The following is a 16932-nucleotide window of genomic DNA, read 5'->3' as shown; positions in this document are numbered from 1 at the left end:
CACAAAAAGGGCTTCTCTATGAAGAAAAAGCCCTTCTTATGCTCACGTAAAGGTTTAAGGTGAAACCGGTTCATCGTCTCTCAGCTCAATTAAGAATACTCACCCTATATATCTAAATGTTGTTTTCCTGATCTTAAGATATAACTCTTGCCTGCTTCCGTAGTAAAAGAAACGATGTCTCCGGTCAACTGCGCATCGATTTTTTTCTGAATATCTCCGCATTTCTCCATAACTACAACTTCTTCCATCGGCCATGGGTTGACAATTTTACATGCCCTGCCCTTCTCACTTATTATGTTTACGTAAGTTACGTTTTCATCTGCCAGTTCGCTCGATATCATAAATGCTCCGACGGCTCTTAAATTTGCAAAGCGGGCGTTTCTTTCACGGGGCCAGGCGGGAAATAACTTGATTACATGTTCATGGCTTTGCAATAGCATCTCGTTGATTGCCGAAGGTACACCGCTGCAGCACTCAATGCCGCCTCCACCGAAGAAAATGAACAGATTCGGATAGCTATGTTCAAGACACTGACGACGCAACTCGCGCAAGATGACTTCGGGATCGTATCCGACCCGGGCCGCGGCTGTAAATATCGTTGGAAAACCGTTATAATCCGTCCAACGGTTCAAAACAGTAATCGTATCTTTAGCTATTTCAAGCAGCTTCTTATCCGAGCCAAGTCCGATCGCTCCGGCAGGCCAGATATGCTGAATGGCCAGCGTATTATCATTCCACCAATCTCGCCCTTCTTCCGTTAAGCGAAATATCGTTTTTCCATCGCGCTCGAACGTTGGAAAATTGCTGATATGCTCCAATATATGCGACCATTTATCCCGCCGGTTCGAATCGAGGTTCAATTCATGGGACATATCCAGCAGCCCTTTGAATACTGCCTGTATTAGCGCTAACGAGAGAATCGGATTTTTGTCCTCGAGCTCCTTCAACCATTCATCGTCAGGATGTGAATCCGTATAAGTAGGGACTTCGTGAATCGCATCCCGATATATGACATATCGGTTTCCTTCGAACGTCAAATAATCCTCCCAGAAATCGGCAACTTCAAGCAGGAACGGATACGCCTCCTGACTCGCGTATTGCATATCATAAGAGTAGTAATAACGCATCAGCATATTGATTGCGCAATACGCCGCGTTGCTTTTTTGCCCCAAAAATAAATGGCCGTTCTCATACTTTATGCTTGCTTGCGAAGAGGACAGGGCAGTCGGTAATCCTTTAGGTCCTATACCGACATCATAATAGATTCCTTTACAGCCTAAATATTGTTCAGCATACTTACGTCCGTTCGGCATATATTCCCGCAACGGCGTATCGTAAGGTTCGCTCAATTCGATATGATTCGACGAATACACTCCCCACCAAGGGGCTTGGTAATTGTAATTCAAGTGAAAATCCCCCGCCCAGGCAGAGTCGTCCGTCGTAATCCAGTTGCCGAACAAACCAGGCGGAAACGCCTTGTTGCGGCTGCAGCAAGCCATGATGTAGTGAGAGCCGTACCAATACTTCTCCAGCACATCATCGCCGATTTCAATTTCGGATTTTGCCCAAAACTTGCTCCACCATCGTTTATGATCCGAACGAAGCATCTCCGTTCGGTTTACGTCCATAAGTCCGGCTCTTCTAACCGACTCTAGCAGATAATCTTCAACATTATGACTCGTCAATACAGATGCAACGATACATGTTTTTATTCCCGGCTGCAGCAGGAATGAACCGCGCCCGCCGCCCAAGCAGCGCATGGCGACTGCACCTTCTGTCGGCCAATCGAGGTCGGCGCCGTTAAACTTTCGAGACACCCAAACAACATCGTCCTGCTGCCCCTCTTCCGTCTCGGATTCATTCCCTTGCTGTACCCACAAATCAACCGTAATCGGTACGGCTTCGCCCTCACAAGTAAGCTCAACAATTACCATATTCTCGCCAGCCGAAACCCAGTAGTTTATGGAGACCGATGTCGCGTCATTATGAAATACCGATGCAACTTCCGCTTCAAGCAACCTCTGTTCACTGTTATACGAAGCATTTGCCAACGCAGGTATATGAATATCGATTCCTCCGAGCAAGCATGGACTGCCGTTCGGATACATCCGCTTCGCTTTCCAAAAGTCGGTCTTCGATATCCATAAACGCTGCCGTTCTGGCGATCCGCTGATCACTACTCCGACATCACCGTTTCCAATTAAAGGGCCGTCCACCACTTTGTCCGTAGGTATGTTTTTGGGCGGCTCCGTGAAGATTCCGTTATACTTGGCCATTCGTTCTTTCCATTCAAATTCACTTTTCAACCATCGTCACTCCCTGTACTTTAATCATTCACTTCGCTAAGTCAGATGTTATTATAGATGGATAACTGTGTCAATAATAAGTTAATTAAATATCATTTTTATGATACATATTTTAATACAAACTTAATCAATAACAAAGTGGAGAAGTGTAAAAAATACGATGGGCTTTTGGTCAGCAAAAAGACGACTATTATCCCAGATATTTGGAATAACAGTCGTCTTTACTTCAGCAGCCAGCTACAACTAAATCGACTTAACAGATTCTCCAATGTCGATCTTCGATTTGCATACTAGTCCGATATTATATTGTTCCCCTTTTCCAGCAATCAAATTGAGCAATAATCTGGCGGCACACTGTCCCATTTCATAAAAGGGCTGCGAAATTCCCGTTACATTGAAATTAATTTTCCGGTTTAAATTGGCAGCATCGTACGTTACAAGCGATATTTCCTCGGGAATACTATATTTTAGTTTTTTGAAAGAATGAATTGCCGCTTCCCCAATCTGATCATTCGCTGTAAATACAGCCGTAAAATTCAATTGTTTCATTTTCTGCTCAAATACGTCGCAATACCAATTGAATTCGTCGGAGAAATCCTCCATTCTGGTCGGTATAATCACATCAAATTCCTCGGAATATTCTAAATCAGAATCGATAATAGCTTGTTTAAATCCCACTAACCGTTCATTCATTGTACTTATGTTCGAATTTCGGATAAATAATATACGACGATGGCCATGATTGATTAACAACTTCGTTAAATTATATGCCCCGGTAATATTGTCGCTTGTTACATACGGAATATTGCTGTTATATACTGTTCGATCCAGGCACACAACTTTAATTCCATTATCTTGAAGAAGGGAGAAGATTCGATTATTGATATCTTCATGTCCAGGACTCAAAATTGGACATAATATGACTCCTTTTACTTTTCTCGCTACCGCCCCTCTTGCAAGCACTTCCAACTTCTCCAAATTTCGATCATTACTTGAGCTTATCAGTTGATATTGTTGTAAATATAATACATCTTCAATTCCTCTCAATGCAGCCGACCAAAGCGGATTCTCAATGCCAAAAACGAAAGCAGCCACCAGATGAGTGCTGCCTTGAGCAGTAAGCTTCCTTTTATCCATGAAAGTTCCTCTTCGGGTATCCCGGAATAGCCACCCTTCTTCGACTAATTCTTTGATGGCTTTCTCCACCGTATTCACACTGGATTCATAGTATTCGGCAAATTCTCTGCTGGAGGGCAGTCTAAGGCCTTCCGCCCACTCCCCATTCATTAGTCTTCTATGAATGTCTTGTTTTAGAATAATGTACTTAGCCACAAAATGAACTCCCTGTTTTTATTACCACATTAACTTTTCGCTTTCGCTGTGTCAAGTTTTTTGATACAGAACATACATCCGATAACCACTTCGTCTAACAGATCTGAATCGTACTTCCCGAACGATTCGATTTCAGTGCTGCAGTAAACAAGGCATGACTTCCCGCCGCCTCCTCCGGAGTCGCGCAATTTGAGGATCCCCCCTGACCATATGTGATCGCACAACCGCATGAACGAATTCGTTATTAATAGTACCTTACAAAATGGCGAGATACCTGAGAATTACCTGATCGTTTGCTGAATTTCCGAGTACATGCTTCAATTGTCAGCAGAAATGTCTATATTCCATGACAGTTTTTTAATGGTCAAGTGATGTCACCGATTCAATGTCTCGTCTACCGGCAGACATCCTAATTCGGAACAAACACACCAGCATCAAGAAAGCACAGCCGACAAGCATCCATACCGCGCCAGTCGCTGACAACATATCCATACTCCAGCCAGTTGCATATGGCAATACAGCACCGCCGACTCCTCCCGATGCAATCAGCGTGCTCGTGATCCGCTTGGTGTTCCCAGCGAATACACGATTCGCGTACACAATGAGAACGGCAAAGATGCCAGATAAGAACAAGCCTGTCGTCATTACAAATCCAAAGGCAGCAATCGGGTGCCCGATCATCGTCATACCCGCTAGACTTAAGCCCGCCCCGATCGCGCTATAGAACAGGAAGCGATCGTACCGAAGTCGATCGGCAATGTAGCCTGTAGCGAAACGGCCGATTACCATCGCCACCCATAACAACGTAACCGATAGGCTTGCATCCGAGGAATGGAGCGCGAACTGCTGCGAGAAGATCGAAGGCAGGAAATTATTAAGGCTGGTTTCTAGACCCGTATAAAGGAAGACAAATCCAACGAATACTAGCAGCAATGAAGCAGAGAGTGGAGCTTTTTTAATTGTCGTGTCCTGATAGGCTGCGCTGACCGAAGGCATTGTCTTCATTGGTTTATTACGACCAGCTGTCATGGCATTCCGGGTCCAGAACAGCATATTGATAAAAGCTGCGACTGCGACGATCGCGAAGGACCAGATCCAGTCATACTTGGCGATAAGTATGCCCGTGACGATCGGCATGAATAAGGCACCGATGCCAAAAGCAACCTCCAGTCGACTCATTGTCTTCGCGGCTTGATCTGTTGTCTCTAATAAATAGGTGCCGATCGCCGTCTGCGTCATGCCGAATCCGCAGCCGTTAAGGGCTGCGAACGCGATCACGAGTCCCCACATCGGCTCCGAGAAAAAGACCGCATGGGTTACTGCCAGACTAAGCATTCCCAGCCAGATCGTTCTAGGGTACCCTAGCCAGTCAATCAGCCTGGGGGTCAAGGCAACCCCAATGAAGAATCCCGCGAACTGCGCGAATACCAGCTGGCCGCCGCTGGTGTAACTTTTGCCGTAGCTTAGAAGCAGCTCCGGGAGCAAGGCGCCAAACACGACTGTAGCTAACCCGACCATAAAATAGGCGGAGCAGCCTAACCAAACGATACGTCTCATGTGCTCATCTCCCTGCCCTATTTCGTACTGGACATATAATTGTAGGCAATAATGTGGTCGATGGCTTCAGCAACGGACTGAACGACTGTGCTCGCGCGGCTGCGGATCTCGTCACGGCTCTCGCTCATTGCAAAGCTGTGCGGCGTTAAGGCGAACATCGATAGATCATTGAACGAGTCGCCGATGCATGCGATCTCATCTGATGCTATCCCCAGTTCCTGGATGAGCAGCTTTAACGCGTCACCCTTGGAGACGTTGCACGGCATCACATCCAGACAATCTTTATCGCTGATGAAGGTTTCGATCTGACCGGTGAACCTATGTTTGAACCGCGCCTCCAGCTGGACTAGCTTTTCCAGCTCCCCGAAGTAGGATAGCTTGCTGCACCGCATGTGGTCTGCAGCAATGGCACCCTCCAAGTCGGCATGGGTGGAGATCGCGGTCATAATCCGTGCTTCGTATGATAAAACTGCCTCATTCCAATCGCGTACGTAGAACGAATCATCGTTACAATGGATGAAATGAATGAATTCATCTCGACCGGTGACTTGAAGCAGCTGCGTTGACAGCTCCGGAGTAAACTCCGCCGATGCCAGCAAGCGCTGGTCGTGCATATGAATGGTCGCCCCATTCTGGCCGACAGCATAAAACCGATTCGCAAAGGGCTGCAAGAGAATTTGAATCTCCGAGTTCATCCGCCCAGACGCGATGCACAAATCGAACCCATGGTCGTATGCTTTCGCAAGGGACTGCAAATCCCGTTCGTTAATGCGCTTCCCATGATCCAGTAGCGTACCATCCAAGTCACTTACGATCAGTTTTATCATCGAGTTCCTCCTCCGATACAACGAGTAATTCCACATGATGCTCCGCAAGCTTCTCCATAAATTGGCGATCTGGCTGCTGGTCGGTAATCAGCAGATCGATGGCGTCCAGCCCTGCAATTTTGTAAAACATTTGATCGCCGAATTTCGTGTGGTCTGCCAATACGATGACCTGTTTCGCCTTCTTGATCATTTCGCGCTTCACCACGCCGTCTTCTACATCCGGGTACGACAATCCATCGGACGTAATCCCGCATGCGCCAAGGAATAATTTGTCCACTTGGTAATTAGCCAAACTGTCTATCGCCGCCTGCCCGAATAGAAAACGGTGCTGCAGATTCAACTCTCCGCCCAATAGGTAGGTTCGTACTGCCTTCTTCCGTGACAACGCGTCTGCGATATCGATCGAATTCGTAACCGCAACGACGTGTTCTGCCGTGAGATGCTCAGCCGCGAACTGCACGGTCGTCGAAGCATCCATCATGATGAAATCGCCATTGTTCACGAGCGATGCTGCCAGTTGTCCGATATCCCGTTTCACACTGGATTCCTTGATAAGCCGATCCTTGTACTCGAATATCTCCTTCGACTTCTGCGGCAGGACCGCTCCCCCATGCGTTCGAAGAATGAGTCCGAGCTCTTCCATCCTTAACAGGTCCCGACGCGCCGTATCACGGGAAACGTCGAACTGTTGGCATATATCCTTGATATCAATCCGTTTGTTCCGGTTTAATTGCTCCATGATCATATTGATGCGTTCTTCCTGAAACATAAATCCGTATCACCTCTTCTGAATTTTGCGTCTTTATAAGTCGTTGTGCAACATCATATAAGTAATTCTATATAAATATCGTCAAATTTGCAACATATACTACTTTAAGTATTTGAAAACACTTATATCTACGCATGGTTAATCCCGCAGGATTTTTTATAGGGCTCAACTTAAAACGGCAGCCTCCTGGAATTCAGGAGGCTGCCGTTTCAACATTTAAAGCTGTAATACATTTGTCCCTAGGATTCTCTCCCAGGGACTTTAATGGATTCAACTATTTTGTTTCAACCAGACGTTCATCTCGCCCGGCTCGCGATTTCCCCATAAGTAATATGGAATGGCTTTTATTGCAACAGGCTTGGTTTCCATGCGGGACTGTTGACGATATAAATCATCGTTTTGCCATAGAGACGGAAGATTGATCCCTGCCCCATTATGTTCCAGCATGACGTAACCGCCTAATTGATCCGGAACGGCACGCTCCGCCCACTCGGAAGCAGGGTTTACGAGCAACGAACTAATCAACTCATCATGATCCGTTTCTTCTACGCAATAAACAAGCGGTCCGCGCTGAATGGCGACCTTCCCGGCGTTGGAACGCATGTTGGGATGGGCGGCAATGAAATGGGTTTCGACCGGCAATACCCACTCCACCGTGTCACCTTCGTTCCATGCACGCTCGACTTTTGCGTATCCCTTCTCCTTGCTATACTGCTGCTGTTGACCATTGACCTTTAAGAGAGGTTCGCCGCTCTGAAACCATGAAGGAATTCGGAGCAATAGCGTAAACGATGCCGAGTCCGTTTTGTTTTGGAGCGAAAGATTGAATTTTACCTGCCCTGACCAAGGCAACGCGGATTGCTGCTTCAGCGTCACCGCGTTGTTGACCGCTTCGAACCCGAACTCGCTGCCGATGAACAGGTGCACGTACACTTGCTTTCCATCTTCGTCCGTATCGTAAATATAATCATTCAACGAGCTAAGAAGTCTCGCAACGTTCGGCGGACAACACGAGCAGCCGAACCATTTTTGCCGGACCACCTTGACATGATGCCTGTCCGGATTTTTAGCGCTTGCCTCCGGCCAGACCTCCATAGGATTCACGTAAAAGAAATGTTTTCCATCCCTGGACATGCTGCCCAGCACATTATTAAACAGCGCTCTCTCCATCACGTCCGCATATTCGCTCTTCGCTTCCAATCGAAGCATGCGGCGTGCCCAGAAAATAAGGCCGATCGACGCGCAGGTCTCGGCATACACCGTATCATTGGGCAAGTCGTAATCGAAGGTAAACGCCTCGCCAAGATGAGTGGCTCCTATGCCGCCCGTAATGTACATTTGCTTGCGAGTCGTGTTCGCCCATAGCCGTTCGCAGGCTTCACGCAGCGCAACATCCCCGGTTAGACGGGCAAGATCGGCCATTGCGGAGTACATGTACACCGCCCTGACCGAATGTCCGACGGCAACCGATTGCTCCCGAACCGGCAGATGGCATTGATACATCTCGAGATTGGGAGATCCCTGATTCCAAATATTTTTTTTGCGCGTCTCTCCCATTCCCCGATGAAGTAATGGGGCTGGCTGCCGCGCTCGTCAATGAAATAACGGCTTTGCGCCAAATACTTGTCCTCTCCGGTTACGTCGTGCAGCTTGACCAGGGCCAGCTCAATTTCCTGATGCCCGCAATATCCTCTCGTCTGACCGGGTTCCGTCCCGAACAAACTGCCGATCAGATCCGCAAACCTGCATGCGATCTCGAGAAGCTTCCGCTTGCCTGTCGATTGATAATAGGCTACCGCCGCTTCGATCAGATGACCTGCGCAATACAGCTCATGCGCTTCGTAAAGGTTGGTCCATTGCTTACCCGGTTCTTTGATCGTAAAGTAGGTGTTCAAATACCCGTCCCCATGCTGAGCCTGTCCGATCAAGTCGATGGCTCCATCGGCAATGAACTCCAAGTCGGGATCGGGATGATTGCGGAGCGAATAGGCAACGGCCTCCAGCCATTTGTACAAATCGCTGTCTTGAAAGATCCAGCCGCCGAACTCCCCTTCCTCCAAGCCTGCCGCTATTCTAAAATTTCGTATGGAATAGCTGGGTTCCGCTCCTTCTATTCGGTCGTTTAGTGCTTCCCATTGGTATGGAATCACCGTCTGGCGCACCAGCTCGATATAGTCGTTCCAGAATGTATCTTGAATCGTGACAGCCGTATTCATCAAGTCAGATCCTCCTATCTATAATAATTGACTCACCGCTGATCACATTATATTCTGGATTTAAAGCTGCAAACAGCAATGATTTGACCTAGTTCCTATAAAATTTAACACAGGTGATGATGCCATGAATGAAAGCGACTCTATCACTTTATCCATGCCGCCCCTCCCTTATTATCTGGGTTCGGGATGCTCCCGCTTTAAAGTCGGCGATCAACATCCGAATCGGAGAAACCTTGGCATCTATGATTTGCTAATTGTCGTCGAGGGGGTGTTGCACATTGGAGAGAACGGTCGGGAATGGAGTCTGAGCCGCGGCGATACTCTACTGTTGCATCCGGATGGGGAACATTATTCCGTAGCGCCATGCATGGAAGCAACGACTTTTTATTGGGTGCATTTCGAGCATGCGGGGAGGAACAGCGTAACGGATAAGACGGGCAAAGGAGCGCTTTATACCTCCCGTCCGTTTGGCAATCCCCATACGCTATCCCTTGAGAAGAAAATGCATCTGCAGAACCTGCAGCCTTTCGTCGAGCTTCTGGATGAAATGTTAGCGATGCCGTTCGACGGACGATTCTGGGACGAGCAAGCGATGCTCATCAAACTGTTGCGCATGCTCCAAGACATCCGGACAGGCGAAGCAGCTTCCATGACCAACAAGTTGGCCGAGCGGGCCGCTAGATATATCCGAACGCATTATCAAGAAAAAGTAACCAATGAAACGTTATCGGAGGAGCTCCACTTCCACCCTAATTACATTATCCGCTGCATGAAAGAAAAGGTTGGCCAGACTCCGATGGAGTATCTGCATGAGGTTCGTCTGGAACAGGCTAAGCGCCTGCTCATTACGACGGATTGGACGATCGAGCGCATAGCCGACGAAATCGGGTATCGTTACGCTCCCTACTTCTCCTCCTGCTTCAAGCGCGGCATCGGCATGTCGCCTCGTCAGTTCAGGAAGCAGTATTTCCATTAATGCAACTTTTTGCGGCTTCGAAGCTTACTCCGATTACTTTGCGGGGACCACGTAACCAATACACCTACGGCTCTGTTCGCGCGGAAGAACCCCTGACCTCATCGCTGCCCACACAGGGACATCTCTTTTTATCACCGAAAAATTAGCTGTTGACCTTCACACTAGCGTGAACCTTTATACTCTCCTTATAAAACCGCAACAAACATTTTGAATTGGGGAGGAACAAGATCATGAGGAAGTATGAGGGTAAGAAGGCTCTTGTAACGGGCGGTACGCACGGCATGGGAATGGCTGTGGCCAAATCATTGCTGGCGGGGGGAGCCGATGTCATACTGACAGGGCGCAGTCCTGAAAATGTAGAAAAAGCAAAGCGGGAACTGGGAGAACGGGCGCATGTCATTCAATCCAATGTGTCACTCATGGCAGATATTGATGCTTTAGCTGCATACGTCGACAAACGGTTCGGCGAGATCGACTTCGTCCACATCAATGCAGGAATCGCGCTGCTCGAACCTTTCACGGAAGTGACCGAAAGCACATATGACAAAACATTTGACATTAATACGAAGGGGGCATTTTTTACGGTTCAGCGACTGGCTCCGTTCATTCGAGAAGGCGGATCGATCGTATTTACGTCATCCGTGGCAGATGAAGGTGGCACCCCGGGAATGAGTGTTTATGGAGCTTCAAAAGCGGCGCTGCGTTCGCTTGCCTCAGGTTTTGCGGCTGAACTGCTGCCAAGGGGCATTCGCGTCAATGTGGTCAGTCCCGGCTTCATCAAAACGCCGACGATGGGTGTGGCAGGTTTCTCGGAATCAGAACGGGACACCTTTGAGGAGCTTGGCAATCAGATTACACCAATGAAACGTCACGGCTCGCCGGAAGAGGTGGCAAATGCTGTGCTGTTTCTCGCCTTCGAAGCCACCTTCACAACAGGCGCCAAATTGTCTGTAGACGGCGGTCTAGGCCAAGGTCTTTTCACCGAATAAGAGAATGGTTGCGCAGACGTTCGTTCGTCGCGTCCATGTCAAGAAGCTTATGCTCGCTAGATGGATGCCCGCAGGTTCTGCGTTTTGCTGGCAAGCGTTAGCGCAACCTGCCGCTCCAGCAGCCGCTTCAATTGCAGCATGGAATCAATCTGGTCTTTCACCTTACGCAGTTTTTCTTCGTAGATTTCCTGCATTTCTTCGCAGTATTCGTAATCGTCCGGCGACGCGACCTCGCACTGGAACAGGCTCCGTATTTCATCTGTCGTAAAACCCAGCTTCAAGTAGAGCTGAATCGATCGAATCCGATCGACGGCAGCTTCGCTGAAATCGCGGTAGTCGTTATCGAGTCTTTCGGCCGTAAGCAATCCTTTTTCTTCATAATGTCTTATTGCGCGCGAGCTGATATTTGTCAGGCGGGACAATTCGCTTATTTTCATTATTTCGGGCTCCTCGCACTAGAATTATTCCCATTATATGCGGGTGTGCCAAGGAAATAAAGAGTTCAAAATGGGACAAGGTGTTTCGTTTATGGAGCCTAGCAGGATATGACTCGCACAAGCTCGTCTATCCAACATGGGATGTCCGAATCCCTTATTATATGGCTGACGAAGCTTATTCGATGAGGAATTTTAGTGGTAGATTCAGACGCCGTTTTCACACCCCACAAAGTGACGGGCAGCTTCGAAGCTTACTCCGATTACTTTGCGGGGACCCCGTAACCAATACGCCTTCGGCTCCGTCCGCGCAGGCGAACCCCTGACCTCATCGCTGCCAGCGATGCGCTCTCCCGAGTGAGTCGGTTTCACTACCATAAATCTTCAAATCATACCTTCACCTTTCGTGGTTATCATTGTGTTCCGCTTTTCATTTATGTAAATCTCACAGAATCGTTCTCATAGTTGTTAATATATTACATGTAGATTTATATAATATGCTAAACTCTATATGGAGGTGGGGTAAACCATGAAGATAGTCAAATTGGAAGGACTTAAACTGATAGCAGAAGATGTTGCTCGATTGGCCCGGTTTTACCAGGAAGTCTTGGGATTTGCAATTGTTGTTGAAGAGGAGCATTACGTAGAATTCAGCAATTCAGGAGTGAGATTGGCCATTTGCTCTAAATCGCTAATGGCGGAGAATACCAATGGTTATTTTTCTTACAGGGAAAGTCGCACAGGACAAGCCTTCGAGCTTAATTTCCAATGTGATTCGCCGGATCAAGTATACGCCTTGTACGATGAATTCGTTTCGAAGGGAGCCATTGACGTCACAGCGCCACAAATCAAGTCCTGGGGTCATACTACCGGCTTCTTCGGCGATCCCGAGGGTAATATTCATTCCATTTTCGCGGTGAACCCTACGTAAATAAGCGGTAAAATCAACCACTACAACTCCATGTCCGAATCTTGATTATATGGCTGACGAAGCTTACTCGACGAGGACTTTTAGCGGTAGATTCAGACGCCGTTTTCACACCCCACAAAGTGACGGGCAGCTTCGAAGCTTACTCCGATTACTTTGCGGGGACCCCGTAACCAATACGCCTTCGGCTACGTCCGCACGGACTGAACCCGGGTTCGCTCCCCCCTTGGGCTCCACCAAAAACAACAAAAAACCACTTCAACTGATGTGGTTTGAATTTGTTGTTTGGTGGAGCCTAGGGGGATACGACTTGCACTAGCTCGTCTATCCACCATGGGATGTCCGAATCTTGATCTAATGGCTGACGAAGCTTATTCGGCGAGGACTTTTAGCGGTAGATTCAGACGCCGTGCTCGTACGTTTGAGGTATATGCTTCGTAGCATCCCTTCCACTTCCTGCGCGCGGACTGAACCCCGGGGTTCGCCCCCTAGGAGCTTCCACTAATAAAACAGAAAACCACATCCAACGGATGTGGTTAAATTGTTTTATTGGTGGAGCCTAGGGGGATCGAACCCCTGACCTCATCGCTGCCAGCGATGCGCTCTCCCAGCTGAGCTAAGGCCCCGAATCACGACAAGAATGATCATATCACATGGATGGAAATACTGTCAATCCATTTATGATTTATTTTGCATCTGTCATGAATTACGTTCTTTCGCTGCCCCCGCCGTTCATCGGATGCTTAGACAACAGGTTGTTCAGCTCTTTCATGAACATGTCGATATCCTTGAACTGCCGGTATACGGATGCGAAACGGACGTACGCGACTTCGTCGACCGGGTACAGCTGGCTCATGACGATGCTGCCGATCTCGCTGCTGTCGACTTCGGCGACGGCCGTCGTGCGCAGCTCCTTCTCGACCTCGGATACGATCACTTCGAGTTGCTCGACCGGAACGGGTCTCTTCTCGCAGGCGCGAATGAGGCCCCGCAAAATTTTGTCACGGCTGAATTCTTCGCGGCTGCCGTCCTTCTTGATGACGATAAGCGGAGTTTCTTCAATCATCTCGAAGGTCGTGAAGCGACGGTTGCACTTCTCGCATTCGCGTCGGCGGCGGATCGATTTGTTTTCGTTGGCCGGACGCGAATCCAGCACCTTCGTCCCCGCGAAGTCGCAATAAGGACATTTCATTGATTAGCGCCTCCTTCCTTACTTTCGTTGTTTTCTCCCATTGGTTTCCTGTAATGAACTTTGGAATAACGCACATAATACAGTTACCAACCGCAAGGAGGTGAACATCAATGGCAGCGTCCAACAACCTGGTTGTACCACAAGCGAATGCAGCTCTGGACCAAATGAAATTCGAGGTCGCACAAGAGCTTGGCATCTCGTTTCCGCAAGACGGCTACTACGGGAACATGACAACGAAAGACGCAGGCTCCATCGGGGGTTCCATCACTCGTCGCCTGGTCCAAATTGCCGAGCAATCCCTGGCTGGCCACAAATAACGTTGATTCATTAGGCTAGTATGAATAACAGAGGCTTTGGAGGTGCTTGTCCTGAAGCGACAAGCCCTTCAAGGCTTCTCTGTCTATATACGCATGTCGGAATTACTCGAAGTCGGGATACAAATCCTTGTACTTATTATAATAATAAATGACGCGTTGTACATAGTGCCTGGTCTCGCCGAACGGGATATCGCTTACGGATTCCAGCTTCCCGTTCCATTCCCCGCTATCAAGCCATTTGTTTACGTTGCCCTGACCGGCGTTATAGGCGGCCACGGCGGCGATTACGTTATGGTCGAACTGGTTCTTAAGCCAGCTTAGATACCAGGCGCCTACTTCGATGCTCACATCCGCGCGGTGTCGCAGCATATCGTCGTTCACGGTATCGAACCCCGCCTTCTCCACGACCCAATGGGCAGTCGTTGGCATCAGCTGCATTAAGCCGAGCGCGCCCTTCTTCGATTCCTTGCCCGTCTCGTAATTGGATTCGGCCCGAATGATGGCGGCGATCAGATGCGGTTCAAGATCGTAATTCGCGGCGCTGGCGCGAATATCTTCTTTGTAATGGACGGGATACATCCATGTTGCCAGCCAATCCGATTTCAAAAATAAGATCGCAATAAGACCAATCAACACAATGAGATAAAATCTTTTCTTCACCCGTATTCGTTTCTTCTTCATGTCATTTCCTGCTGCTTCCAAAAGATTTCGATCTGCTTGTTTGTTTCTTCGATCGTACCGCTATTGTCGATTACCCAATCCGCTAAGCCGCGTTTCTCCTCGATATCCATCTGAAGCGAAACTCTGCGCTCCGCTTCCTCGCGTTCCATCCCGTTACGCTCCATAAGCCGTTGCACTTGAACGCTCGCCGGCACGTAAACGACCATAACACCTTTGTACAAATGTGCTTGCTTCGTTTCGTACAATAAAGGAATATCCGCGACGACAAGCCGTTTCGGATCGGCTTCCGCATGCCGCCTGATCGTTTCCCGCATGCGCGCCCGAATAGCGGGATGGGTGATGCCTTCCAGCTTCTCCAGCATCGCTTTGTCGCGGAAGACAATATCGCCGAGTGCCTTGCGGTTCAGCGTGCCGTCTTCCTGGATGACGGCTTGTCCGAACAGAGAGGAAATCGCCTCCAGCACGGCTTCTCCCGGCTGGACGACCTCCCTGGCAACCGCATCGGCATCGACCAGAGCGGCTCCGCGCTCGGCAAGCATTCGGGATACCGTGCTTTTCCCGCTGGCGATTCCGCCGGTCAATCCGATAATCATGGTCTCACCTCAACTTAAAATGCAAGTTCAAAAAGTTCGGTTCATGGCGCTCACAGCAATCTCAGAATGCCCATCATAATAAGTAATATACCTGGCAGCACCGATAACGCCCGCCCCATGCCCTGCCTTGAAGAGAAGCGCAAGCCTAGCTGCGTTCCGCCGACGAGGAATACCGCGCTCGATACCGCGATGACGACGGCCGTGAGCATCGCCGGCAATCCGAGCAACGCGGCGCCGAGGCCGGCTCCGAACGCGTCCAGCGACAAGGCGACGCCGAGCATGACCGCTTCAGATGCCGAAATGATGCCGGACCGGTCAACGTCGGCAGCTTGCGGCGTACGCAGAATTTGGATCACGAGGCCCAACCTTTTTAATTCCAGCTTGATGATTTGCATGGCGGCGGCTTCTTCGTCGCGGGCGGTTCGATTGGTGTCGGCTAAACGAAGGCTATCGACAGCGCGGGCGGGACCCGCAATCGGTACTTGGTCTTCCGATGGATCTTTGTGATGCTTGCTGCGCCAAAGCTGGATGAGCGCCCAGCAGCCGATCGCGATTAGAATCGATGCGCCGATTATTTTGGCCGCGCCTTCCGAGACGAAACCGCTTAGCCACCCTCCCGCTTGCATGGATAACCATATGATGAGACCCGAACAGCACGCGATAATGAACACCGATACGATTGGGATCCGGATATTCCTAAGCCCGTACGTCACGCCGACCCCGAATCCGTCCAAGCTGACGGCGAACGCCAACACGACCAAGGATAACAGATGTGCAATCAACCTATGGCTCCTCCCCGCAATCAGCGGATGCCGGCTAACGGTTGATGTTGTTAGGGGCATACGCCTATCGTTCGTAACAACATCATCATATGCGGGGAGATGGCCGCGGTGCACAATGACAAGAATAAGAGTGGGATCTACTCGACAATCGCTGCTTTTGCTCTCTTCGGCTTCAATGACTGGCAGTTCTCGCAAATATGCGTGCCCCTGCCGCCGACAACGAACTTCTTGATCGGCCTCGAGCACGACGGGCATGGTTCGTCCTTGCGGCCGTAAACAAGCAGCTGATGCTGGAACATGCCCATCTCGCCTTGGCCGTTCACGTATGACTTCACGGATGAACCGCCTGCTTCCACCGCCCGAGATAGCGTCTCGCGAATCGCTTCGTACAGTCGTTTCCACTCGGAACCGCTTAAGCTGCCCGGCTCCCGCTCCGGATGAATCTTCGCTTGGAACAAGGCTTCGTCCACGTAAATATTGCCAAGACCGACGATATGCTCCTGAGCCAGCAGCAGCGGCTTGATGCGAGTCGATCGTTTCTGCAGCCGCTCGCGCAGCGCATGAAGCGTGAACTCCGCTTCCAGCGGCTCCAAGCCCAGCTTGTTCAGCGGCGGCAGCAGGAACTCCTCACCCGGCAGGAACAGATGCATCGTGCCGAATTGGCGAACGTCCTTGTAGCGAAGTTCGGTCCCGTCATCGAAGCGGAACAACACATGGGTATGGTTCTCGACCGGCTCATCCGCGCCGAATAAGCCATAACGACCTTCCATGCGCAAATGCGACACTAACACGAGACCGTCCAGCACGATGCGCAGAAACTTTCCTCTACGCTCCACGGTCTGGACGGTGCGACCGGCCAGCGCCCGTTCGAAAGCTTCAGGCTCCGCCGGTCTTTGTATAATTCTAGGGAGCTTCACGGTCACGGATTCGATCCGCTTGCCCGCGATCAGCTCGATTAACGTTCGTCTAACCGTCTCTACCTCCGGCAGTTCTGGCATGTCTCCTCACCCCTGACATCCATTATACTGCATCC

Annotated in this window: 15 protein-coding genes, 1 tRNA gene and 1 pseudogene; 4 read left to right on the top strand and 13 right to left on the bottom strand. The window is 49.6% G+C overall.

Features of this window, described 5'->3' with window-relative positions; translation table 11 throughout:
* Positions 1 to 104: 104 nt before the first annotated feature.
* The 6 genes and pseudogenes from RB620_RS03020 to RB620_RS02995 form a co-directional block, all read right to left on the bottom strand.
* Positions 105 to 2306 carry a glycosyl hydrolase family 95 catalytic domain-containing protein gene (locus tag RB620_RS03020; RefSeq protein ID WP_308092038.1) on the bottom strand — a complete coding sequence of 734 codons (2202 nt, stop codon included), beginning with the start codon at positions 2304 to 2306 and terminating at the stop codon, positions 105 to 107.
* A gap of 243 nt (positions 2307 to 2549) precedes the next feature.
* Positions 2550 to 3638, bottom strand: coding sequence for a GntR family transcriptional regulator (locus RB620_RS03015; RefSeq protein ID WP_308092037.1), 1089 nt, complete (start codon positions 3636 to 3638; stop codon positions 2550 to 2552).
* A gap of 357 nt (positions 3639 to 3995) precedes the next feature.
* Positions 3996 to 5195: an MFS transporter gene (locus tag RB620_RS03010; protein WP_308092036.1), complete on the bottom strand. Its 1200-nt coding sequence runs from the start codon at positions 5193 to 5195 to the stop codon at positions 3996 to 3998.
* A 17-nt stretch (positions 5196 to 5212) separates the two neighbouring features.
* Complete coding sequence (locus RB620_RS03005; protein ID WP_308092035.1) at positions 5213 to 6022, bottom strand: Cof-type HAD-IIB family hydrolase; 810 nt, start codon at positions 6020 to 6022, stop codon at positions 5213 to 5215.
* A complete protein-coding gene (locus RB620_RS03000) occupies positions 6000 to 6791 on the bottom strand; it encodes a DeoR/GlpR family DNA-binding transcription regulator (RefSeq protein ID WP_308092034.1) in 792 nt (263 codons plus the stop codon). Before RB620_RS03000 ends, RB620_RS03005 begins: the two co-directional genes overlap by 23 nt.
* A gap of 270 nt (positions 6792 to 7061) precedes the next feature.
* A pseudogene (locus RB620_RS02995) lies at positions 7062 to 9007 on the bottom strand (glycoside hydrolase family 127 protein).
* Between the two features lie 124 nt (positions 9008 to 9131).
* Between RB620_RS02995 and RB620_RS02990 the strand changes: the two are divergent.
* Positions 9132 to 9983: an AraC family transcriptional regulator gene (locus RB620_RS02990; RefSeq protein WP_308092033.1), complete on the top strand. Its 852-nt coding sequence runs from the start codon at positions 9132 to 9134 to the stop codon at positions 9981 to 9983.
* 230 nt (positions 9984 to 10213) lie between these two features.
* Positions 10214 to 10972, top strand: a complete 759-nt coding sequence (locus RB620_RS02985; protein ID WP_308092032.1) for an SDR family oxidoreductase — start codon at positions 10214 to 10216, stop codon at positions 10970 to 10972.
* A gap of 56 nt (positions 10973 to 11028) precedes the next feature.
* Here RB620_RS02985 and RB620_RS02980 read toward each other — a convergent pair whose 3' ends face one another.
* Positions 11029 to 11409 (bottom strand): MerR family transcriptional regulator, encoded by a 381-nt coding sequence (locus tag RB620_RS02980; RefSeq protein ID WP_308092031.1) that lies wholly within the window; start codon positions 11407 to 11409, stop codon positions 11029 to 11031.
* 526 nt (positions 11410 to 11935) lie between these two features.
* On the opposite strand from RB620_RS02980, the gene RB620_RS02975 reads away from it, so the two are divergent.
* On the top strand, positions 11936 to 12337 hold the full coding sequence (locus tag RB620_RS02975; protein WP_308092030.1) for a VOC family protein: 402 nt from the start codon (positions 11936 to 11938) through the stop codon (positions 12335 to 12337).
* Between the two features lie 547 nt (positions 12338 to 12884).
* Here RB620_RS02975 and RB620_RS02970 read toward each other — a convergent pair.
* Positions 12885 to 12960 (bottom strand) — tRNA-Ala (locus RB620_RS02970).
* 80 nt (positions 12961 to 13040) lie between these two features.
* Complete coding sequence (gene nrdR / locus RB620_RS02965) at positions 13041 to 13526, bottom strand: transcriptional regulator NrdR (protein ID WP_308092029.1); 486 nt, start codon at positions 13524 to 13526, stop codon at positions 13041 to 13043.
* 110 nt (positions 13527 to 13636) lie between these two features.
* On the opposite strand from nrdR, the gene RB620_RS02960 reads away from it, so the two are divergent.
* Positions 13637 to 13843: an alpha/beta-type small acid-soluble spore protein gene (locus tag RB620_RS02960; RefSeq protein WP_308092028.1), complete on the top strand. Its 207-nt coding sequence runs from the start codon at positions 13637 to 13639 to the stop codon at positions 13841 to 13843.
* Positions 13844 to 13945: 102 nt separating this feature from the next.
* Here the strand turns inward: RB620_RS02960 and RB620_RS02955 are convergent, their stop codons facing one another.
* From RB620_RS02955 to mutM, 4 genes are all read right to left on the bottom strand, one after another.
* Positions 13946 to 14524 (bottom strand): lytic transglycosylase domain-containing protein, encoded by a 579-nt coding sequence (locus RB620_RS02955; protein ID WP_308092027.1) that lies wholly within the window; start codon positions 14522 to 14524, stop codon positions 13946 to 13948.
* Entirely contained in the window at positions 14521 to 15117 is a 597-nt protein-coding gene (gene coaE / locus RB620_RS02950; protein WP_308092026.1) for a dephospho-CoA kinase, read from the bottom strand. Before coaE ends, RB620_RS02955 begins: the two co-directional genes overlap by 4 nt.
* Positions 15118 to 15167: 50 nt before the next feature.
* Complete coding sequence (locus tag RB620_RS02945) at positions 15168 to 15899, bottom strand: MntP/YtaF family protein (RefSeq protein ID WP_308092025.1); 732 nt, start codon at positions 15897 to 15899, stop codon at positions 15168 to 15170.
* 137 nt (positions 15900 to 16036) lie between these two features.
* On the bottom strand, positions 16037 to 16897 hold the full coding sequence (gene mutM, locus RB620_RS02940; protein ID WP_308092024.1) for a DNA-formamidopyrimidine glycosylase: 861 nt from the start codon (positions 16895 to 16897) through the stop codon (positions 16037 to 16039).
* Positions 16898 to 16932: the final 35 nt, after the last annotated feature.

The organism is Paenibacillus sp. LHD-117 (assembly GCF_030929555.1).
Lineage (GTDB): Bacteria > Bacillota > Bacilli > Paenibacillales > Paenibacillaceae > Pristimantibacillus.
This window is presented reverse-complemented; position numbering and strand designations above follow the sequence as displayed.

What these genes read in the sequence shown, in the direction of transcription:
- nrdR (WP_308092029.1), bottom strand. Translation starts at nt 13,526, where the DNA reads ATGAAATGTCCTTATTGCGACTTCGCGGGGACGAAGGTGCTGGATTCG.
- mutM (WP_308092024.1), bottom strand. Translation starts at nt 16,897, where the DNA reads ATGCCAGAACTGCCGGAGGTAGAGACGGTTAGACGAACGTTAATCGAG.
- coaE (WP_308092026.1), bottom strand. Translation starts at nt 15,117, where the DNA reads ATGATTATCGGATTGACCGGCGGAATCGCCAGCGGGAAAAGCACGGTA.
- RB620_RS02975 (WP_308092030.1), top strand. Translation starts at nt 11,936, where the DNA reads ATGAAGATAGTCAAATTGGAAGGACTTAAACTGATAGCAGAAGATGTT.
- RB620_RS02960 (WP_308092028.1), top strand. Translation starts at nt 13,637, where the DNA reads ATGGCAGCGTCCAACAACCTGGTTGTACCACAAGCGAATGCAGCTCTG.
- RB620_RS03005 (WP_308092035.1), bottom strand. Translation starts at nt 6,022, where the DNA reads ATGATAAAACTGATCGTAAGTGACTTGGATGGTACGCTACTGGATCAT.
- RB620_RS02985 (WP_308092032.1), top strand. Translation starts at nt 10,214, where the DNA reads ATGAGGAAGTATGAGGGTAAGAAGGCTCTTGTAACGGGCGGTACGCAC.
- RB620_RS02980 (WP_308092031.1), bottom strand. Translation starts at nt 11,409, where the DNA reads ATGAAAATAAGCGAATTGTCCCGCCTGACAAATATCAGCTCGCGCGCA.
- RB620_RS02990 (WP_308092033.1), top strand. Translation starts at nt 9,132, where the DNA reads ATGAATGAAAGCGACTCTATCACTTTATCCATGCCGCCCCTCCCTTAT.
- RB620_RS03010 (WP_308092036.1), bottom strand. Translation starts at nt 5,195, where the DNA reads ATGAGACGTATCGTTTGGTTAGGCTGCTCCGCCTATTTTATGGTCGGG.
- RB620_RS03000 (WP_308092034.1), bottom strand. Translation starts at nt 6,791, where the DNA reads ATGTTTCAGGAAGAACGCATCAATATGATCATGGAGCAATTAAACCGG.
- RB620_RS02955 (WP_308092027.1), bottom strand. Translation starts at nt 14,524, where the DNA reads ATGAAGAAGAAACGAATACGGGTGAAGAAAAGATTTTATCTCATTGTG.